The 20,837-nt window shown below is 45.5% G+C and carries 20 protein-coding genes; 13 read left to right on the top strand and 7 right to left on the bottom strand.

Annotated elements, in window-relative coordinates; translation table 11 throughout:
* Positions 1 to 15: 15 nt before the first annotated feature.
* The 3 genes from uvrC to porW form a co-directional block, all read right to left on the bottom strand.
* Positions 16 to 1,827: an excinuclease ABC subunit UvrC gene (uvrC, locus tag BUB19_RS04410; RefSeq protein ID WP_073093181.1), complete on the bottom strand. Its 1,812-nt coding sequence runs from the start codon at positions 1,825 to 1,827 to the stop codon at positions 16 to 18.
* 65 nt (positions 1,828 to 1,892) lie between these two features.
* Positions 1,893 to 4,205, bottom strand: coding sequence for a penicillin-binding protein 1A (locus BUB19_RS04405; protein ID WP_073092640.1), 2,313 nt, complete (start codon positions 4,203 to 4,205; stop codon positions 1,893 to 1,895).
* Positions 4,206 to 4,348: 143 nt separating this feature from the next.
* Entirely contained in the window at positions 4,349 to 6,988 is a 2,640-nt protein-coding gene (gene porW, locus BUB19_RS04400) for a type IX secretion system periplasmic lipoprotein PorW/SprE (protein ID WP_073093179.1), read from the bottom strand.
* Between the two features lie 111 nt (positions 6,989 to 7,099).
* Here porW and BUB19_RS04395 point away from each other — a divergent pair, with 111 nt between their 5' ends.
* From BUB19_RS04395 to selD, 12 genes are all read left to right on the top strand, one after another.
* Positions 7,100 to 7,978 carry a M23 family metallopeptidase gene (locus BUB19_RS04395; RefSeq protein ID WP_073092637.1) on the top strand — a complete coding sequence of 293 codons (879 nt, stop codon included), beginning with the start codon at positions 7,100 to 7,102 and terminating at the stop codon, positions 7,976 to 7,978.
* A gap of 2 nt (positions 7,979 to 7,980) precedes the next feature.
* The gene (locus BUB19_RS04390; RefSeq protein ID WP_073092631.1) at positions 7,981 to 8,400 is read left to right on the top strand and encodes a bactofilin family protein; all 420 of its coding nucleotides are present in this window, start codon (positions 7,981 to 7,983) and stop codon (positions 8,398 to 8,400) included.
* The gene (locus BUB19_RS04385) at positions 8,366 to 8,593 is read left to right on the top strand and encodes an AtpZ/AtpI family protein (RefSeq protein ID WP_073092628.1); all 228 of its coding nucleotides are present in this window, start codon (positions 8,366 to 8,368) and stop codon (positions 8,591 to 8,593) included. Before BUB19_RS04390 ends, BUB19_RS04385 begins: the two co-directional genes overlap by 35 nt.
* Before the next feature lie 61 nt (positions 8,594 to 8,654).
* On the top strand, positions 8,655 to 9,044 hold the full coding sequence (locus BUB19_RS04380) for a hypothetical protein (RefSeq protein ID WP_084096955.1): 390 nt from the start codon (positions 8,655 to 8,657) through the stop codon (positions 9,042 to 9,044).
* 18 nt (positions 9,045 to 9,062) lie between these two features.
* Complete coding sequence (gene atpB, locus BUB19_RS04375; protein ID WP_073092625.1) at positions 9,063 to 10,085, top strand: F0F1 ATP synthase subunit A; 1,023 nt, start codon at positions 9,063 to 9,065, stop codon at positions 10,083 to 10,085.
* Between the two features lie 42 nt (positions 10,086 to 10,127).
* Complete coding sequence (gene atpE, locus BUB19_RS04370; RefSeq protein WP_010854327.1) at positions 10,128 to 10,385, top strand: ATP synthase F0 subunit C; 258 nt, start codon at positions 10,128 to 10,130, stop codon at positions 10,383 to 10,385.
* Positions 10,386 to 10,468: 83 nt separating this feature from the next.
* Entirely contained in the window at positions 10,469 to 10,963 is a 495-nt protein-coding gene (atpF, locus tag BUB19_RS04365; protein WP_073092622.1) for a F0F1 ATP synthase subunit B, read from the top strand.
* Positions 10,964 to 10,973: 10 nt separating this feature from the next.
* A complete protein-coding gene (gene atpH / locus BUB19_RS04360) occupies positions 10,974 to 11,534 on the top strand; it encodes an ATP synthase F1 subunit delta (RefSeq protein WP_073092617.1) in 561 nt (186 codons plus the stop codon).
* Between the two features lie 35 nt (positions 11,535 to 11,569).
* Positions 11,570 to 13,150, top strand: a complete 1,581-nt coding sequence (gene atpA / locus BUB19_RS04355; RefSeq protein ID WP_073092614.1) for a F0F1 ATP synthase subunit alpha — start codon at positions 11,570 to 11,572, stop codon at positions 13,148 to 13,150.
* Between the two features lie 46 nt (positions 13,151 to 13,196).
* The gene (gene atpG / locus BUB19_RS04350) at positions 13,197 to 14,072 is read left to right on the top strand and encodes an ATP synthase F1 subunit gamma (RefSeq protein WP_073092609.1); all 876 of its coding nucleotides are present in this window, start codon (positions 13,197 to 13,199) and stop codon (positions 14,070 to 14,072) included.
* 171 nt (positions 14,073 to 14,243) lie between these two features.
* The gene (mnmH, locus tag BUB19_RS04345; protein WP_073092606.1) at positions 14,244 to 15,257 is read left to right on the top strand and encodes a tRNA 2-selenouridine(34) synthase MnmH; all 1,014 of its coding nucleotides are present in this window, start codon (positions 14,244 to 14,246) and stop codon (positions 15,255 to 15,257) included.
* 13 nt (positions 15,258 to 15,270) lie between these two features.
* Positions 15,271 to 16,305: a selenide, water dikinase SelD gene (gene selD / locus BUB19_RS04340; protein ID WP_073093175.1), complete on the top strand. Its 1,035-nt coding sequence runs from the start codon at positions 15,271 to 15,273 to the stop codon at positions 16,303 to 16,305.
* A gap of 38 nt (positions 16,306 to 16,343) precedes the next feature.
* Here the strand turns inward: selD and BUB19_RS04335 are convergent, their stop codons facing one another.
* Both BUB19_RS04335 and BUB19_RS04330 read right to left on the bottom strand, forming a co-directional pair.
* Positions 16,344 to 17,270: an SGNH/GDSL hydrolase family protein gene (locus BUB19_RS04335; protein WP_073092601.1), complete on the bottom strand. Its 927-nt coding sequence runs from the start codon at positions 17,268 to 17,270 to the stop codon at positions 16,344 to 16,346.
* A 76-nt stretch (positions 17,271 to 17,346) separates the two neighbouring features.
* Positions 17,347 to 18,453 carry a hypothetical protein gene (locus BUB19_RS04330; RefSeq protein WP_073092598.1) on the bottom strand — a complete coding sequence of 369 codons (1,107 nt, stop codon included), beginning with the start codon at positions 18,451 to 18,453 and terminating at the stop codon, positions 17,347 to 17,349.
* 427 nt (positions 18,454 to 18,880) lie between these two features.
* On the opposite strand from BUB19_RS04330, the gene BUB19_RS04325 reads away from it, so the two are divergent.
* Positions 18,881 to 19,723, top strand: a complete 843-nt coding sequence (locus BUB19_RS04325) for an endonuclease/exonuclease/phosphatase family protein (protein ID WP_073092595.1) — start codon at positions 18,881 to 18,883, stop codon at positions 19,721 to 19,723.
* A 314-nt stretch (positions 19,724 to 20,037) separates the two neighbouring features.
* Here the strand turns inward: BUB19_RS04325 and BUB19_RS04320 are convergent, their stop codons facing one another.
* Both BUB19_RS04320 and BUB19_RS04315 read right to left on the bottom strand, forming a co-directional pair.
* A complete protein-coding gene (locus BUB19_RS04320) occupies positions 20,038 to 20,304 on the bottom strand; it encodes a hypothetical protein (protein WP_073092592.1) in 267 nt (88 codons plus the stop codon).
* A gap of 72 nt (positions 20,305 to 20,376) precedes the next feature.
* Positions 20,377 to 20,661, bottom strand: coding sequence for a hypothetical protein (locus BUB19_RS04315; protein WP_073092589.1), 285 nt, complete (start codon positions 20,659 to 20,661; stop codon positions 20,377 to 20,379).
* Positions 20,662 to 20,837: the final 176 nt, after the last annotated feature.

The following is a 20,837-nucleotide window of genomic DNA, read 5'->3' as shown; positions in this document are numbered from 1 at the left end:
ATATTAAAAACAGCTTCAGTGGGAGCTGTTTTTTTTTGGGTGATACATGCTGAAGATCTTAGTGGCCTTATCTTTTCCGACCTGTTGCGAAAGATCTGCCAGGCTGGCCTGCTGTATATTTTTCAGGGATTTAAAATGCTTCAGTAGTTTGTGCGCTGTATGCTCTCCAATGCCTTCAATTGAGGTAAGTTGACTTCCCAGCGCACCTTTACTTCGCAGGTTGCGGTGAAAAGTAATGGCAAAGCGATGCGCTTCATCTCTGATGCGCTGGATTAACCGCAGGGATTCTGATTTTTTGTCAATAAAAATAGGGTAGTTATCTCCGGGAAAGTAGATTTCTTCCAGTCTTTTGGCGATACCGATAATCGGTACTTTTTTGTAAATGTCCAGCGATTTTAATGCGGCGACAGCGGATGACAATTGTCCTTTTCCTCCGTCTATGACTACTAGATTGGGAAGTGCTTTTTCTTCCTGTAGGATGCGTTTATACCTTCTGTACACAACTTCCTCCATACTGGCAAAGTCATTTGGGCCGACTACACTCTTGATATGGTAATGCCTGTAGTCCTTTTTACTGGGTTTCCCGTCCTTGAAACATACCATGCTGGCAACGGGATTAGAACCCTGAATGTTCGAGTTGTCAAAACACTCTATGTGGTAGGGGAGGTCTTCCAGGGAGAGGTCTTTTTGAAGCTGAAGCAGTACCCGGTTTTTTTTATTTTTAACTTCTCCTGCGAGCAAAGCTTTTTCTTTTTTGTAATAAAGGGCATTTTTCAGGCTTAAGTCTACCAGTTTTCGCTTGTCACCGATTTTGGGAAGTATCAGTTGCAAACCCTCTGGGCTCTCCTCATAGTCGAGATTTACCAATACCTCTTTTGCATCGCTTTGAAATTGGTCCCGGAGTCTGATAATGGCAGTTAACAGCAGTTCCTGATCTGCCTCGTCCAGTTTCTTTTTTATTTCTACCGTTTTGCTTAACGTGATAGCACCATTTTTTATCCGCAGGTAGTTTACGAAGGCATATTTTTCTTCGCTGACGATTGAGAAGACGTCTAAACTGTCCACATTGGGGTTGATGACAAGGGATTTGGCCTGATATTTTTCGAGCAGATCGTATTTCTCTTTGTACAACTGTGCATTTTCAAAGTCCAGGGCGGCGGCAGCCGTTTGCATGGATTCCTTAAAAAAGTTTTTTGCAAAGCTCAGGTTGCCTTTCAGGATGTTTCTGGCCTGATCAATGTCTTTCAGATAACTGGTTTCATCCTGAAGTCCTTCGCAGGGACCTTTGCAATTTCCCAGGTGATATTCCAGGCAGACCTTGTAGTTTGATGTCCTGATTTTTTCTTCAGAAAGATCTAGTTTGCAGGTACGGATTGTAAACAATGAAAGGATCAGGTCCAGAACATTGTTCATGGCCTTTACACTGGCAAAGGGACCAAAATAGGTGCCTTTCGAGGGGATTACCCGTCTGGTAGGATAGATTCTGGGAAAAGGTTCGTTGGTAAGAAGCAGGTAAGGATAGGTTTTGTCATCCTTTAACAGCACGTTGTATTTTGGCTGGGCTTTTTTAATAAGGTTATTCTCCAGCAGTAGGGCGTCAAATTCAGAATTGACGATGGTAATTTCGATTTTCTGAATTTCTCTTACCATTCTGCGGGTTTTTTGATTGATTCCCGCGTTTTTATTGAAATAGCTGCCGACCCTTTTTCTAAGGTTTTTTGCTTTACCGACGTATATCAGTATCCCGTCCTTACTATAATACCTGTACACTCCCGGTAGCTCGGGCAGTTGATTGTAGTCGCCCGGCAAATATGATGGGGATAGCATGTCATCCATACCTACTAGCGATTAATGATGAAACCCCAAGTTACTGTCAACTGATTACTAGAAGTCTAAAAGTCCGTACTTGCAGCGTCGTAGTCAAAGTCCTGATACACATCCTGATCCAGATTGTACCTGGAGCAATCAATTTCCACGCTGAGCGGCCTCTCCGGTTTGGGGAATGGTCCTTTAGTTATTTCCAGAGATGGGTCTTCGTATACCTTGGTCATGAATTTGGACCAAATGGGTCTTGCAGTCCTGGATCCCTGTCCGTTTATCCAGCTTCTGAAGTGTATGGCGCGGTCGTCACCGCCGACCCAGACACCACTGACCAAATCTTTGGTGATACCCATGTACCAGCCGTCAGAGGCATTTTGTGTAGTACCTGTCTTTCCACCAATTTCGTTTCCTTCGTCCCGGAGATTCCAGGGCAAGCCCTGGCTGGTACCTCCTTCTTCCTCGGTGCCACCCCGGAGCATGTATACCATGAGATAGGCGTCTTCCTCGCTCATGGCAGGGCGTTTTCTGGGGATAAACTGATGCAGGACATTTCCATTCTTGTCTTCAATCCGGTCTATGTATATGGGAGTGATGTGTTCACCCTTATTAACAAATGTGCTGAAGGCTCCCACCATTTCCATGATAGACACATCCACGGTACCCAGGGCCAGTGCAGGAACAGCCTCCAACTCACTGTTGATACCGATTCGGTGGGCAGTCTCTACTACCACTGCGGGACTCAGTTTTTTCATCATGTAGGCCGTGACGGAATTGACAGATTGGGACATGGCCGATCGGATAGTCATTCTTTCCCCGGTGAACTTGCCGTCTGCATTCTCAGGCCTCCAGGTAGGCTGGTCTGGAATATTGATTTCCACAGGTTGGTCAATGACGGTATAGCAGGGTCCATAACCATTTTCTATCGCTGCTGCGTAGACAAATGGCTTAAAGGTGGACCCGGGCTGTCTCTTGCCTTGCTTGACATGGTCATATTTAAAATATTTGTGGTTGACGCCACCCACCCAGGCTTTGATATGACCTGAATGCGGGTCCATGGAAACAAAACCAGTCTGGAGAAACTTTTTGTAATACCGGAGAGAATCCATGGTGCTCATCATGGTGTCAACTTCTCCTTTTTCGTAGGAGAAGACCTTCATTTTTTTCTTTTGGTTCAGCTTGTATTCGATGCTGTCCTGATCATCCCCATACCGTGATTTAAGATTTCTGTAGGCGTCTGTCCTTTTTACGGCATTTTCAATGAAGCCCTCTATGGGTCTTCCGTTTCTATCGATCCAGGGTGCCCGGTTTCCCATTTCTTCCCGAAATTTTTGTTGTAGCTCCGGCATGTGTTCGGCTACAGCTTCCTCGGCATACTTCTGCAAGCGGCTGTCTATGGTTGTATAAATCCTTAGCCCATCGCCAAACAGGTCGTAGTTACTGCCGTCAGGCTGCAGATTTTCTTTCGTCCACTGAATCAGATCAGCTTTGACCACTTCCCTGAAGTAGGTAGCCAGTCCTTCATTATGGCTTTCCACATTGTACTCCAGTTCTATAGGAAGCTGTGACAGGCTGTCGTAGGCCGGCTGGGAGATATATCCATACTTATTCATCTGCGAAAGGACAGTATTCCGTCTACGGGTGGAGTTTTCAGGATTATATACCGGACTGTAATAGGAAGGTGCTTTAAACAAGCCTACCAGGGTGGCAGATTCCTGCAGGTTCAGGTTTCTGGGCTCTTTATTGAAAAAGGTACTTGCTGCCGTCTTGATCCCAAAAGCATTGCTGCCAAAATCGGATGTGTTGAGGTACATGGTCAGCAGTTCTTCCTTTGTATAGGCCCTTTCCAGTTTGGCTGCCACAATCCACTCCTTTGTTTTGATGATGATCATCCGCAGTACGGGGATGTTGCTCAGCAAACCCTGTGAAGCTTCGGTTCGTGTTTTGAACAGGTTTTTTGCGGTCTGCTGACTCAGTGTGCTTCCGCCTCCGGCTCCACTTTGCCCCAGAATGAGTGTTTTTACCAACACCCGGGTCAGCCCTCTGGGATCTATGCCCGAATGGTCTTCAAACCGGACATCTTCGGTTGCGATCAGGGCATTGATCAGGTTGGGTGATAGCTCATTGTAGGTCACCGGTGACCTGTTTTCCCGGAAATATTTACCTAACAGAATCCCATCTGCAGAATAAAGTTCTGAGGCTACCTCGCTGTCTGGGTTTTCAAGCGATTCAAATTCAGGCATTTCGCCGAAAAGCCCCAGAAAATTGGCACTTACTGCCAGTACGAAAATTACAAAACCAATCAACCCTAAGCCAAAAACAAGCCACATGTACCTGATGATTTTTTGGTAAATGGAAGACCCGGTATTTTTCTTATTCTTATTCATGTGTTTTTAATTTGCTATTCATTGGCCAGAACCCGTTCCGGTCAGAGGATAGGGCTGGCTGTTATGATCTTGAGCAGATTCTGCATGTTTCACAATCGCCTCAATGCCTCAGGCGCTCCTCAGGGTTGATATGCTATGGATGTTCAATAAGCCTTCTCATAGAAGGATCGATATTCCGCAATGTCTTTCCTCTTGTTGAGTTGCTGAAAATTTTCTATTGAAATCACAAAACTACTGTTTTTTATTTCTTCAGATAAAGAATCCTTGTTAAAACTATTTAAAAAGGTCTCTTTGTACATCAGTGATCTTTCAGCGTTTGGAAAGGGACTGATGATGAGGATGCTTGTCTCTCTGCTAATAGCGATAGTACCAGTCCTCAGTCTTTCATTGGCAAAGTTTTCAGCATGAAATTTCTCGAGCGCCGCAGTCAGGTCCCCTGAACTTTCTGCTAAATCCTGATCCATGGGCAAAATGAAAATGTGGGTTTGGCCACTGTTTTCTTTATAGGGCGATTCAGAGGCTGCATCAGCGGGATCTATAGGTTGCTCCTGCGCTGCCAGTGCCTCCTGGTCATTTTCATCCGTTTCCGTTTCCATGGCAGCTTCATCCTCTTCACTAACAGCACTCAGGAGATCTTTCGCAAAAGCGAGTAATTTTTCATCTCTGGCTTGCTGCAGATATCCCTGAAGCCGCTCTTTGTACAAGTCAAGGGATTCAAGTTTACCGGATATCATGATGTCCAACAGCAATAACCGGTCCGTATTTTTAGTCAGTGGATACCGGTTTAGTGTTTCTCTCACTATATTTCTCGCAGTGACATACTCCCGGTTCTGGAAGTAGCCGTAGGCTTCTTTGTAATTCTCACCGGATTCAAAATTGGCCTGGGACCCTGAAACCTGATCCGGATTATTGATCGATTTGGTAAATTGTGAATCCGGAAATTCCACATTGAGCAATTGGGCGTATTTTTCCGGATTGGTATTCAGCTCCTGGGAAGCCAGGTAGAGGGTGTAATAGGCTTCCGGCTTTTTGGGCGTGTCTGGATACTCCTGGATCAATTTTTCCAGGTAGCCAATGGCTTTTTCAGCTTGTTTGAGATCGAAATACAACAGTTTGCCCAGGTTAAAGTAGGCTTCTTCCATCTCTGCTTCCATCATTTCACGGGTTTCCGGCTCATTGGGAATCTGGCTGAGCAGGCTGGCCTTATCCGGAAGCGTTGCTATCTGTGCGGAGGCGAGCGAGTCCTCTGCCGTTTCTTCCAATTCGGCTAGCTGCGGCCGCGATGATTCGGTGGATTCATCTGCCTGGAAACTTCGGTTACTTCTTCTCCAGTTGTCGGTAAGGGGCCGGCTTCCCCATACCCGGTTAAATTCGAGCGCACCCCGCTGTATGGCGGTGGGATTGTCCCAGTAGAAAGTGGAAGAGGCACTTCCTCCTGCCCCACCGAAGGCGAGCAGGTTTTCAAAGATGCTGGTGTTTTCTTTCTTTTCGGCTGCCTGGGCTTCCAGGATCAACCTTTCTTCTTCTTTTTCCAGAAAATCGCTTACATACTTTTCCTGCTCTTCCGGACTTAGACGGCTCAGCCGGATCAGACTGTCGTTTCTGGTTAGCAGTTCATAATTTTTCGCATATTGGTCAAAGATTTCCTTTCTGGAGGCAAGTTCGGCATAGTTTCGGTCAGTTTCCTTGAATCCCTTGAGGGCACTGTCCAGGTAATATTTGGTTTTGAGAAAATTCTCTTTTTCATGAAGAAAGACGTCCGCCAGTTCCTGATAAATGTAGCCTTTCTGCCTTTCATTTTCCCCGGGTTCCTTCACGGCAAGGCTGTATAGCCGGATCGCATCGTCAAGATTTCCTTGTTTTTTCTCAAATCGCCCTTTTTCAAATAGGATGACATCCCGGAAATCCACATTCTTGTTATCTTCGTACAGATCATCATAATAATCCCTCACCCTTTTGAGATCCTTGCTCTTTTCCAGTTCGGCCACCTGCTGGGAGTACAGTTGGGCAAAAAATGTTCTTTCGTAGCTGGGACTGCCGGTCAGAGCTTTCTGATAGTATTCGTAGGCAAAAGCATCCAGACCTGCCTTCTGGTACAACTGTCCGAGCATAAAATGCATGCGAGAAATTTCGGCGTTATCATTGGAAAATTCCAGTGCTTTGAAAATAGAAGGTACGATCAGGTCTTCCTCGCCCCGCTTTTCATAATAGTAAGCCAGGGTTTTGTAAAGAAACTTCTTGTTTTCTCTGGAGATTCCAGCCTCTTTGGATAAATAATCGATCACAAAATTGGCATCTTCAAATTGGTCCAGGTCGATGAAGCTTCTTAGTAACTGGATCAGTGACCGGTGGCGGACCGCATCCTGCTTGCTGTTTACATTCAGGTATTTAAAGGTATTGCGGGCTTCGTCAAACTGGCCCTGATAATAATCTACCTTTCCGATAAGGAAATAGGAAGGATCTACCCATTTGCTTATCTTGTGCCAGTCTATGGCTTTGGAAGCCATTTCTCTGGCCTCTTTCAGGAGTTCCTCATTGGCTTCAATGGTACTGCTGTCTATAGGGTAGAATACAGGTAGTACCTGGGAGTAATCTTCCTGGTATTTCTCCTTTATTTTGTCTTCCAGTTCCATTATTTTTGCGTCGGCATAATAATAGGCATTAAACCTGGCCGTTGTATTGTGATACAGGCGATTGGTAAAAGTGTCCTTTTGAGAGGAGCACGACAAAACACTGAATACCACAAGCGTAAACAAAAAGAAATAAAGGATACTTTTCTGCAATGGAACGGGGTTTGAAAATTTGACCAATTTAGTTCTTTTGTATCAAAAACTTAAACGAAAGGAATTTAATTCTATTTTTGTAAAATTAATAATATTTAAACAGGCAGTGACTTGAGTCTAAAACAGAAAATCAATGATTGGATTGAAACCAAATTTCTGATTGTCATCAGAAAGGAGGAAGACTTTTCGGTCATCACTTCTTTTAACATTACCAAAATCAGGGTGGGATTATTGTTCATTTTGGTTTTTATGACTTGCTTTGTGGCAGCACTTTTTCTGTCAAAATCCTTACTGGCAAGGTGGTTTGATCCGGTGTACATAGAGACAGAAAACATGGTAAAGATACATGCCCTGTCAGAAACGATCGATTCTCTCATAATGGAAGTGGAAGCCAAAGACCAGTACGTCAGGAATATTCAGATGGTCATCTCCGGAGAGGAAGAAATGGGTCAGGTACAAACCCCACCGGAGGATGAACCCTCGGAAGGCGCTCAGGTAAAAAGAAGCGAAATTGATCTTTTCAAAAGTAGCGAGGCTACTCAAAAAATTGTGAGTGAATTTGAGTCATTGCCCCTGGAGGAAATCAATTTCGGCCGGATCAGCAGTGTGTCTTTTACCGACAACTACTTCTTTCCTCCGGTCAAGGGGGTGGTCAGCAGTGGCTATTCTTCAGCCGAAAGCCACTTTGGCGTGGATGTGGTGGCCGGAGAGGATGAGCCGGTAAAAGCCGTCGCAGATGGGACGGTGATCTTTGCCAACTGGACGCTGGAGACCGGCTATGTAGTGGGAGTACAGCATTCAAACGAATTGATTTCGATTTACAAACATAATTCTGTAATATTAAAGTCTGTTGGCGATCCCATCAGAGGTGGGGAGATATTATCCATTATTGGCAACACCGGTGAGCAGACCACGGGTCAACACCTGCACCTGGAATTGTGGTACAAAGGAAATCCTCTTGACCCGCAAGAGTTTATAACATTTGACTAGATATGGCAAAAAATTCTGACGACAGAAGAAATACCAACGAATTGGTGACCTCCAGTAATTTGGTAGCGGTAGGCACGGTGATCGTTGGCAATATAGGTTCTCAGGGAAATATCCGCGTAGAAGGAACCGTCGAAGGCTCTCTTGATTCCCAACAAAAAATCATCATCGGAGAATCAGCAAAGGTAAACGGTGATGTAAAAGCTGCCGATGTGGAAATTTCCGGGCAGGTAAACGGAAACATTCATTGTGAAGAATCACTCTTTCTCAAGAAATCAGCCCTTATATTCGGAGATATCTTCACAAAGAAACTGATCATCGAAAATGGTGCAGAATTTAACGGGAAATGTAATATGGGAAACAACAACCAATTAAAATTGGAACGGGATCATGCCAACCCCAAAAAACAACTCTCCTCAAACTGAGCCCCCTGCGTACGTAAAGTATTTTGGACTGGCATTCCAAATGTGTGCCATTATCGGTTTGGGAACCTACCTGGGATATAAACTTCATGAAAAAAGCGGGATGAATTTTCCGCTGTATCTGTTGATCGGCTGTTTTTTGTCCATAGCCATAGCGTTTTACCAGCTTTTCAAATCTCTGAAATCAGAAAACTGAGGATCCGCTAAGGGTCTTAATCCTGACACCTGTCGTTCCCGTCAGATTTAAACCTCCAAACTTGAAATATTCCGCTCCCCGCATCCTGATAAAGCTGCTGGCATTTTCGCTCAGCCTTTTTCTACTCACAGGACTTCTGAAAGCTGTTTTTCCGGGTCCCTGGTGGCATGATCAGCTCTGGACCATGCTGGTATTCTTTTCCCTGCTCACCGCCATGACGGCCTTCATGGCGGTGAAGTTGATGAAACTGGAGATGTTCAATTCCGTTTCGGTCATTTTGGGAGTCACGGTGGTCAGACTGCTATGTAGTATTGGCTTTGTTTTTTTGATTTTATGGCAAGGAGATGAAAATTTACTTTGGTTTGTTGTTGATTTCTTTATCATTTATTTGTTGTACTTATTGTTTGATATCTACAGCTTAATAGCTAATTTGCGCCTTCATTCGAAATAGGCGATAAAAAGTATTTTGATGTTCGGTAAAATAATCAGGTTAAGTTTCTTATTGTCAGTGGTTTTACTGACATTTTCAGGTAAGGCCATGGCTGCATCCGGTGATGATGAAGACAAGACAAGTTTCATCATGCACCACATCAAGGATTCCCACAATTGGCATTTTGCTACAGTGGGGCATACCCACATTACCCTGCCCCTACCGGTCATTATTTATTCCTCAGACAGGGGTTTCGAATTTTACTCTTCCTCTTCATTTGTAGACCCGGAGACTCACCATTTTGGTGTAGAACATGAAGGCTATTATATAGATGAACATGACAAGCTTCAGGCGGTCGATGAAGGGCGCTCATTTATTGATCTGAGTATTACAAAAAATGTAGCGATGCTTTTTCTGGTGCTGGGTGTAACCCTTTACCTGATCCTGAGTGCCTCCCGGCATTACAAGAAGCATCCCAACCGGGCTCCCAGAGGCATCGCCTCATTTGTTGAGCCCATCGTGGTTTTTGTGAGGGATGAAATCGCCCTGCCCAATATTGGCCCGCGCTACAAGAAGTTTACGCCTTATCTGCTGTCGCTTTTCTTTTTTATCTGGATCGGTAACTTGCTGGGATTACTTCCCGGGGCGGCAAACCTGACAGGAAATATTGCGGTAACGGTCACCCTTGCGATGATTACCTTTTTTGTAACCAATTTTAATGGGAACAAGGCCTATTGGAAGCATGTAGTGGCTACGCCAGGTGTTCCGCTTCCACTGTTGCTGATCATTGTCCCCGTCGAAATTATCGGACTGTTTACCAAACCCTTTGCCCTTACGGTCCGGCTTTTTGTGGCGATCACCGCCGGGCATATTGTGATATTGAGTTTTATAGGATTGATATTTGTGTTTGAATCTTACGCTGTGGGCATCGCTTCCACTCTTATGGTGGTATTTATCAATGTAATAGAATTGCTGGTAGCGACCATACAGGCATATGTATTTACCCTGTTTTCCGCCATGTACATTGGAGCAGCAGTTGCTGACCACGGACATGAGCACTGATTGGAAATTTCTTTGTTCAATTTAATTAAATAAAAAACGAGTATGTTAACTTCATTATTATTGACTGCCGGTTTTGCACTGATGGGTGCTGGTATCGGTGCCGGAATTGTAGCGATAGGCGCAGGTCTGGGTATTGGTCGAATCGGTGGACAAGCCATGGAAGGCATTGCCCGACAGCCTGAGGCTGCTGGAAAGATCCAGACGGCAATGTTGATCATCGCTGCCCTTATTGAAGTGGTTTCCTTGTTTGCTGTAGTAGTTTGTCTGCTGATTGCACTTAACGGTAACCTTACTTTCTAAAGTTAAGGATGGTGGGCCGGTATTTGGCCGGTCCACTTTTTTACAATTGAACAACCTGATATTTAGCAAAAACAATATATACCATGGATCTGATTAGTCCTGATTTAGGTTTGATTATCTGGCAAACAATCGGTTTTGCCATTTTATTTTTTCTCCTGGCCAAGTTTGCCTGGAAACCCATCCTCTCTGCTCTCGAAGAAAGAGATGGAGCAATTGAGGCCTCGCTGAATGAAGCCGAAAAAGCCAAGCTGGAAATGGCAAATCTGGTAGCAGAGAACGAAAAATTGCTTCAGGAGGCCCGTATTGAGCGGGACGAAATTCTTAAATCTGCCAATGAGTATGCTGCCAGGCTGATGGAAGAGGCCAAAGGGGAAGCCTCCAAAGCGGGAGCCAAGATGATTGAAGAAGCCAAGGCCATCATCGAAACCGAAAAACAGGCTGCCCTCACTGATGTGAAAATACAGGTGGCCGAGCTGTCCCTGTTGATTGCTGAAAAGCTATTGAGACAAAACCTATCCAGTGAAGCCGCTCAACGGCAATTGGTAGAGGATTTTGTGAAAGATATCAAATTAAATTAACCCATAGCGAATGTCTGCATACAGAGTTGCCAACCGTTACGCAAAGGCCTTGTTGGAGCTGGCAGTAGAGAACAATGAACTGGAACATGTGCACGAAGACATGGCGCGCATGCTTCAGTATGCTTCCCAAAATGCCGAATTTCTGAACGCCATACAGAGTCCGGTGATTTCTTCGGAGCACAAATCCAAAGTGATCCTTACCCTTGCCGGAAAGAAGACCTCTGCACTCAGCCTGAAGTTTTTTGAACTTTTGCATAAAAAAGGCAGGGAAGCACTATTGCCGGAAATGGCCGCTAGTTTTCACAGGCTCTACAACGAACACCACGGCATTCAGGAAGCAGATGTAGTGTCTACCATCCAGTTGGATGAGGGACTGCGAAAGTCTTTGAAGCAGATTGTTAGCGAAGTGTCCGGAAAGGAAAAAGTGGAATTGATAGAGAAAATTGATCCCAAGCTGATCGGTGGGTTTATCCTGAGGATAGAAGACCGCCAGCTTGATGAATCCATAAAAAGTAAGTTGCAGCAACTGCGGCTCGGATTTACGCAAAACCTTTACGAAAAGAAATATTAGAATTTTAGCTGTAATTAAAATAATCCTATAATATAATGGCAGATGTAAGACCTGATGAAGTTTCCGCAATATTAAAAGAGCAGCTTTCTGGTGCCAGAACCCATGCCGAATTGGAGGAAGTAGGTACTGTACTCCAGGTTGGGGATGGCGTAGCCCGTATCTATGGACTTTCCAAAGCTCAGGCCGGAGAGTTGATTGAATTTGAAAACGGACTGAAGGCCATGGTGCTAAACCTGGAAGAGGACAATGTGGGTGCAGTATTGTTTGGCGATGCCAAATCTGTCCGGGAGGGCGATATCGTCAAAAGAACCAAGCGCATTGCTTCCATCAAAGCAGGTGAAGGCATGTTGGGAAGAGTGGTGGATACCCTGGGTACTCCCATCGACGGGAAGGGCCCGCTGGAAGGAGAGCTCTATGAAATGCCACTGGAAAGAAAAGCACCCGGTGTGATCTACCGGCAGCCCGTAAATGAGCCCCTGCAAACAGGCATCAAGTCCATTGACGCCATGATCCCTATCGGTAGGGGACAGCGTGAGCTGATCATTGGTGACAGACAGACGGGAAAAACCGCCGTTGCCATTGATACCATTCTGAACCAGAAAGAATTTTACGATAAGGGAGAGCCTGTCTTCTGTATATATGTAGCTATTGGGCAAAAAGCCTCCACAGTGGCCAATGTGGTAGCTTCATTGGAAAAGGGAGGTGCACTGCCCTATACCGTGGTGGTGAGTGCCTCTGCCGCAGATCCGGCACCCATGCAGTTTTTCGCACCATTCACCGGTGCCGCCATTGGAGAATATTTCCGGGATACCGGTAAGCCAGCCCTGGTCGTGTATGATGACCTATCCAAACAAGCCGTAGCCTATCGGGAAGTTTCTCTGCTATTGAGAAGACCTCCGGGAAGAGAAGCTTATCCTGGCGACGTATTTTACCTCCACTCCAGATTATTGGAGCGGGCAGCGAAAATCAATGCCTCTGATGAGATCGCCCGTCAAATGAACGATCTGCCGCCATCGCTCGAACCTTTGGTAAAAGGAGGTGGATCACTTACAGCTCTGCCCATCATCGAAACACAGGCCGGTGACGTTTCTGCATACATTCCGACAAATGTGATTTCGATTACAGATGGACAGATCTTTTTGGAAACAAACCTTTTTAACGCCGGGATCCGCCCCGCGATCAACGTAGGTATATCCGTATCCAGGGTAGGAGGAAATGCACAGATCAAATCCATGAAGAAAGTAGCCGGTACACTCAAGCTGGACCAGGCACAATTCAGGGAGTTGGAAGCATTCTCCAAATTTGGATCTGATTTGGATCCGACTACCAAACGAACCATCGAAAGAGGTAGAAGAAATCAGGAGATTTTGAAACAGGGTCAGTACTCCCCTGTGAGAGTTGATCTTCAGGTGGCCATTATATTTGCTTCTACCAAGGGATTACTCGATGCTATTCCGGTAGAAAATGTAAAAGCTTTCGAAAAAGACTTTTACAACCTGATCACTGCCCAGTATCCGGAAGCGCTGACCGCTATTAAAAAGGGAGACATGGATACTACTGGAGATTTGTTGAAAAAGGCAGTGGCTGAACTTGCACCAAAATATGCTGCCAAATAAGGCAGCTTTTTGGCATTACAGTATTTACAGAGGAGCAAATTAGATCATGGCAAACCTAAAGGAAGTAAAGGAAAGGATTAATTCGGTAAGTTCTACCCAGCAGATTACCAAGGCGATGAAAATGGTAGCTGCTGCGAAATTAAGAAGGGCACAGGACAAAATCACACAAATGCGTCCCTACTCCCAGAAACTTTCCGCTATACTAAACAACATCTCTTCCGGTGCGGAAGGGAGTACGGACATCGTGTACGCCCGCGAGCGGCCGGTTGAGAGGGTTTTGGTAGTTGCCATCACGTCAGATAAAGGCTTGTGCGGTGCATTTAACTCCAATATCGTCAAAGCTTCCATGCTTGCCATCAATGAAAAATTTAGCGGTAAGCAGGTCACGGTGATGCCTATTGGCAAAAAGGCCTTTGACTTCTTTAAAAAGAAGGATTTTCCCCTGATCAGTGACCACTACCAATTGTTTGAGGAGGTTTCTTTTGAGCCGGTAAAAAAAGCTGCGGAAGAAGTGATGGAGGCATTTGTCGAAGGTACCTTTGATCAGGTTGTGCTCATTTACAATGAGTTCAAGAATGTAGCTACACAATTGGTCGTTCAGGAGCAGTTTTTGCCCATAGCCAGAGTGGAACAAGCCGAAGGAGACGCTCAGAACAGGCAGGAATACATTGTAGAGCCTTCCAGAGAATACATCATAGAAGAGCTGGTTCCCAATTCACTGAAGATTCAATTTTATAAAGCCATATTGGACAGCAATGCCTCGGAACATGGAGCAAGGATGACAGCCATGAGTAAAGCTACGGACAATGCTGCAGAGTTGCTTAAAGATCTGAAATTGGTATATAACCGTACCAGACAGGCAGCGATTACCAACGAAATTCTTGAAATCGTAGCAGGTGCAAATGCGCTTGAAGGCAATTGATTTCGTCAGAGAGGACTATAATGGAGACCGGTCGATTCAATTGACCGGTTTTTTTGTTCCTGCACCAGGAAGACAATTGATTTTCTGTTAAAAATAGGTTTACATTCAGGTTAATTTTATTTTTCGCTCAGTGCAGAACAAATTGCCATGCAAACGTGTAATTGATCCCAGATGGAGCTAATTGATGTAAAGGAATTTCTGGATTTGAGGCGAGAGGGTTTTCCCGTATTAGATACCCGCTCGCCGGCAGAGTTTTCCGCAGGTCATATTCCCGGCGCCATAAATTTATCACTTTTTACCAACGAGGAGCGGGCCGCCGTTGGCACCATTTACAAAGACAAAGGACAAAAACCTGCCATCAAAACGGGCCTCTCCTTTGTAGGGCCCAAGATGATTTCATTTATTGAGAGGGCGGAAGCGCTTGGCTCCGGAGAATTGCTGGTACATTGCTGGCGCGGGGGCATGCGTTCGCAGAGCATGGCCTGGCTGCTGGAATTGTATGGTTTTCATATTCGTGTACTCAAGGGAGGCTATAAGGCTTTTAGAAATGCCATGTTGACATATTTTGAAAATCCTCCCGAATTGAAAATATTATCCGGGGAGACCGGTTCGATGAAGACCCGTTTGTTGCAGGAAATGGATGCGCTGGGAGCCCAGGTGGTAGATTTGGAGAAATTGGCCCATCACCAGGGTTCGAGCTTTGGAAACCAAATGAGTACCGGCCAACCTACCACCGAGCAATTTCAGAATGATATCTTTGAAGCTTTTTTGTCAAAGAGCCAGAACGGGCCGATATGGTTGGAAGACGAATCTTTTTCCATAGGAAAAGTTGGCCTGATCGAACCTTTGTATAAAACCATGCAACTTGCTCCTCACTATGTAGTAGCATTGCCAAAGGAACAACGGATTGCTGTCCTGGTAGAAGCCTATGGCAGCATCCCCAGGGAGGGTTTGGCAGCAGCAACCCGCCAAATTTCAAAAAAGCTGGGAAAGGACCAGACAGAAAAAGCAGTTGCGTATATTCAGGCGGGGAGATTGGAACAGGCAGTAGCGATCATTCTCAGGTATTATGACAAAGCCTATAGGATAGGAATACAGAAAAAAGCTTCCCGGATAGCAGGCACCTTTCCGTTTGAGAGTCATGAGATCAGGAAGTTGGCCCGGAGACTTGCCAATCAACGGTAAAATAAACAATAGCATGGACAAAATAAGGTTAACTCAATACAGTCATGGTGCGGGATGTGGCTGCAAGATAGCTCCAGCCGTATTGGAAAAAATCCTGGGATCCGGAAATCTTCCGAAAACATACTTTTCAGGCTTGTTGGTGGGCAATGAGGAAAGTGATGATGCAGCTGTTTTTGACCTGGACGGGAGTACTGCTATCGTCAGTACGACGGATTTCTTCATGCCTATAGTAGACGACCCTTTTGATTTTGGTGCGATAGCAGCTACCAATGCGCTAAGTGACGTGTATGCCATGGGTGCACAGCCCCTGATGGCCATTGCAATATTGGGTTGGCCTATAGGCAAGCTTCCTGCTGATGTGGCGGCAAAAGTCCTGGATGGCGGCAGGTCGGTCTGTCACAAGGCCGGCATTCCGCTGGCGGGAGGACATAGCATTGATGCTCCGGAACCCATTTTTGGACTGGCCGTTACGGGAAAAGTGGCTGTTGATCAGGTGAAAAGGAACCATACAGCCAGACAGGGTGATCGCCTTTATCTCACCAAGCCTTTGGGTGTTGGAATGGTGACCACTGCAGAAAAGAAAGGGCTGGCAGAAAAGGAAGATGTGCTGCAGGCAAAAGCTTCTATGCTGCGCCTAAACGATGTAGGTGCAAAGGTAGCCTCCTGGCCTGAAGTACATGCCCTTACGGACGTGACAGGTTTTGGATTGGGCGGGCACCTGACAGAGATGTGCAAAAGGAGTGGGCTTTCGGCTGCAGTCAGACTGGATGAGGTCCCTGTTTTTGACTTTGTGCCCAGGTATCTGGAAAAGGGTTGTATTCCCGGAGGGACTCATCGCAATTGGGATAGCTACGGTAATGGGATCCGGACAAAGTCCGCTTCAGACCGGCTGATATTGGCAGACCCTCAAACCAGTGGAGGGCTGTTGATGGCTGTAGATCCGTCAAATGCCATCGCGTTTGAAAACAAAATGGCGGACGAGGGTTTTGCACTGCAAGCCTTTGGCGAAATGGTGGAAAAGCAGCAATGGCTGGTGAGCTGTGAATAGCAGTAAGGCCCCGGGGTAGTCAGGTTAAGGTAGTAGGTTCAGCGGAGCAGTTTCTCTATCTCTGCGATAAGGGCTGCTGATCGGGACAATGCGGTGGATAGTGGCATCCCTACCTTCATACCCGGACGTTCATGACCGATATGGCTGAGCCAGGCATCTTTTGTAATGCCTTGTTTCTCCCTGACCAGGGAAAGTACCTCGGTTCCGTTATAAAAACCTTCAAAGGCCGGTTCCGGAAATTTTTCTTCCAGGCCTTGCTGCTCCCCCAAAGCTTTGAGCAACGTTTTGGCCATGATCCAATGGCCTTGCTCGCCCGGATGGATTCCGTCAGCGGCCAGAAGAAAATCAGGATGTGCCTCCCGTTCATCTTCCAGAAATTTTTGCATGGGCCAGTGCAGGTCTATTACCTTCCAGCCGGCGGTGTATTTTTTGCTCATCAGCCAGGAAGAATAGATATTCAGTACATTGGCATAGGCAGGGTCCTTTTTCTCATCATATACCGGAGGAGTCAAATGTAACAGTGGGATATCAAGCTGATCCGCCTTTTGCTGAAGTTTTTCCAGCCCCTTTTTATACGCAGAAAACCGGCCCTCGTCAAAAGGCAGATAAATGCCATCGTTCATGCCATAGCAGGAAAAAATAAAATCCGGCTTTACAGCTTCCAATATTCTGTCCAGGCGCTCATGCAGGTCAGGGCGAGGGAATTTTCCCCCGGCATGTCCTTCCTCCGAAAGGCCGGAAACCGTTTCGCTGGGCAGACCAACATTGACAAAATCCCATTTTCGTTCCGGATTCCTCAGCCTCAGATAGCTCTCCAGATAATTGACATAATGGCCTCCATAGGTGATACTATTACCCAAAAACAATATCTTTTCCGCTGTCTGAGGGATAAAGTAGGTATCTTGTGCCCTGAGTGAAGAAAGCGAAAGGAAGATTATTACCAGTATTGAGGCTATTCTGTACATGGGAATTTCAAATTACAATACATAATGCCCGTTAATATATTAAATCTGGTGCAAAGACGCGCTGTCTGTACCCGGATTACTTCTTTTTCTTTCTTTGGCGCAACCATAGGGACATTTTCACCAGATCTTCTTCGATGATTTCCCTTTCTGTACGGTTCTGGTCCAGCTTTTTCTTTAATTTACGGAGTTGAAAATCCGGCTTAATGGCAAGCAGGCGGTAGAAGAAACTGGCAAAAATCAGGCCCTGCCGGGCTTTCATGAGTAAAGCCCGGAGCTTGTATCCTCTGGCCAAATGGGTCAGCCTGGCCACCTTTACTATTCTCAGGGTACGGATAAATGAAACGAAGGGCAGCAATATGATCAGCAGGTCGATCCAATTTTTCTTGATATAGGTAAATTTGTCGTTGGTGATGGAGACCAATAGAATAAATTCAAAAGCAAATGCCAACCAGATAAAACCCTGCACCATGTCCAGCACAAAGGACAAGTCTGTGTTCAACCAGTTTTCGACCTGATCATAAAATTGCCATTCGATAAGCAATACAGGAATAATCAATAAGGCAATAACAATCATCGGTATAGAAAACTGCTCCTTGAGCCGGTTAAAAAGGCCTTCGTTGCATTTGGACCAGTGGTGGTATGGAAGCCAGGTTCTTTCCGGTGTTTCCAGGTGCCGCAATCCTATCCCTGTAGGAGGAAAAATCAGGCTAAGGAGTTTGGGAACAAATGCACTTTGGGCTATTCTGGACCTGGTCCTGGAGGCAAGAAAGAGAATGACAAAAAAGTCGGCCAGGTATGCCAGCCATAGAATACCAAATAGCGCGGCCAGTTTGGCGATAAAAGTATTTATCTGGAAACCCTGTTCGTCAAAGGAAAAATTATTGATAATGGCTGCTGTGATTACCAACATCAGCAAACTGAGAAAGAAGACCGGAGCTGCGGTATACTCCAGGTACCGGCTAAGCGGATTGTCTTTTTTATTTTTAAGCCGGGTTTTCAGACTCAGGTCACGGGTGGAATGAAGCTGAAGTAAAAAGGGATAAGTACGCGCCAGGTCGCCAATGGGCTGCAGCATGTCTGATTTCTTCAGCAAGGCCTCAATCTGTGCCAGGGTATAAGGATTTTCGCAGCGCTCCAGGGCTGCCAGCAAGGAGGATTTTCTGTCCGTTTGCTCTTTGTCCATAATTTTTGCTTGATTGACAAAGATAGTGCTGGCGCCCTACCCGCCAAAATCCTTTCGGTATGTATTTTTCGCTTCAGGATAGCCGCGGGAAAGAACCTTTCACAGCGAGCTGTTATTGCTGGAAAAGCTGTTGAAATGAAAATAATCCTGTCTGACGATATAGGATTTGTCGAAAAATCTGGCTAAATTTTGATCAAAATACCTACGCCATGAGCAAAGATAAAGGTGAAAAAAAGGTTGAAAAAAAGAAACCTGCCAAGACCATGATGGAAAAGAGAGCCGATAAAAAGGCAAAGGTTGAGGAAAAAAAGCGCAACGGATAATCATTCCCTTCCGTCAAAAATCCTTTACACAGGCTCCGGTAGTTTGCCGGAGCTTTTTAATTTTAATACAACCCTTCAATAATAAAAACCAAATAACCTTACTGATGCTGAAATCACTTCTGATCTTGCTTTCAATCAGCCTGAGCACTTTTGCTGTAATGGCCCAAAGCGATGCGTTAACCGTTGCTACTTTCAATATCCGGTATGACAACCCCAATGATGCGCCCGATACCTGGGAAAACCGGAAGGATATTGTCGCCAATTTAATTCTTTTCCATGGCTTTGATATTTTCGGTATTCAGGAGGGTTTATTCCATCAGGTAAACGATCTGGACAAAAGACTGCCCAATCACCGATTTGTAGGAGTAGGGCGGGATGATGGTGGAGAAAAAGGTGAGTTTTCCGCTATTTTTTACGATCATCAACAATTTCAGGTGCTGAATTCGGGCACCTTCTGGCTGGCACCGGAAACAGACCATCCCAACAAAGGATGGGACGCGGCCCTTCCACGAATATGTAGCTGGGCAAAAATGGTTGCGATCGGATCCGGTGAGCACTTTTACGTTTTCAATACGCATTTTGACCACCGCGGCGTGGAGGCCCGAAAGCAGTCTGCCAGGGTCATTTTGGAGAAAATTCGGGAAATAAATACCGGGTCCCTGCCGGTAATTCTAACCGGAGACTTTAATGTGGGGCAGGAAACAGAAACCTATGAGCAACTGCGAACGGCGGAAGGAATGAAGGATAGTTTTGATGCAGCCGAGACCGTCTATGCCAACAACGGAACCACCAATAGCTTCGATACTTCAAAAAGTACGGACAGGATCATCGACCATATTTTTGTAAGTGAGGATATTGAGGTCAGGAAATACGGCATTCTTACGGATACCTACCACGGTCGCTTTCCGTCCGATCATTTTCCGGTGATGGCCGTTATCAGCTGGTAAATACCGAAGCTCAGAAAGCAAAACAGGCAGCAACCATAGGGTTGCCGCCTGTTTTTCCTCTTGCAGTTTAAAAAGAAGCTCAAAAAATTCCAACATTTCGGCCTTGCTTTGGGCGGGAACACTTCCCTTCCAAAGCTGCAACCAGTCCGAAAGCATAGTTTTGCTGAGACAATCAATCCGGTTCAGCTCAAATATGCGTAAAAAATCATCTTCTAAAAATTGTTCCTACCTGCGTTTCTTACGCCACGGCACCTTTCAACCACACCCGCCGTTCTCTACTTCTCCTGCAGGAAGGAACCCAATATGTATATGTGTTAGTTTTCGGATACAGACGAACTCCATATATTGTTCTTGTCGTCTCCGGAGATCATTTCCATGAATTTGCTCCATGAACTGAGTCGCTTGCGGTCTACTTCCCGGTACATGACCTGCTTTTGACGGATCACCGCGATCAATTCCATTCCGGTTTCGTGGGGAATGTTTACGGTTTCGTCACCGATTTGAATGTTCAGATTGCCATTGTTGGGATCTACCCAGGTTTTCAACTCGTGGGTATTGGTTTCAAATGTGTACTTTAACATCTTGCTGTTTTTTTAGATAAAAATAATGGATAAGGAAATAATAAGGACCTGGACGTTCAGGGCAGAAGCTGTTTAGGCTGCCTTGTACTTCCTGTCTTTTAATGTAGCGTGATAGCCGTTGTTTTCACTTTTCTGACCTGAAAGAGATTCCATAAACTTGCTCCAGGAGCTGTTTTTCTTTCTTTCTATCTCCTGAAAAATGGTCTGTTTCTGACGGATTACGCCAACCATTTCCGCACCGATCTGGTGGGGAATATTTACAGTTTCGTTACCGATTTGGATGTTGAGGGATCCGTTTTCAGGGTCTACCCAGGTTTTTAACTCCCTCTCTGCTGTTTCGTAGGTGTACTTTAACATGACGCTGTTTATTTTATTTATATGAAACAATATTTTTTGCAAGACTGTCCGCTGCTACCCGAACCTTAAGAAGTTGGAAGGATTTTTAGCTGTCTTTCTTCCTGACCTCTTTGTCTTTATCGCTGTTTGATGATGCTAAGGTAGATAAATTTTTTATAATAAAAAACATTTTAACG

It is taken from the genome of Cyclobacterium lianum (assembly GCF_900143075.1).
Classification (GTDB): Bacteria; Bacteroidota; Bacteroidia; order Cytophagales; family Cyclobacteriaceae; genus Cyclobacterium; species Cyclobacterium lianum.
The sequence above is the reverse complement of the archived record's forward strand: the minus strand, read 5'-3'. Positions and strand labels throughout refer to the sequence as shown.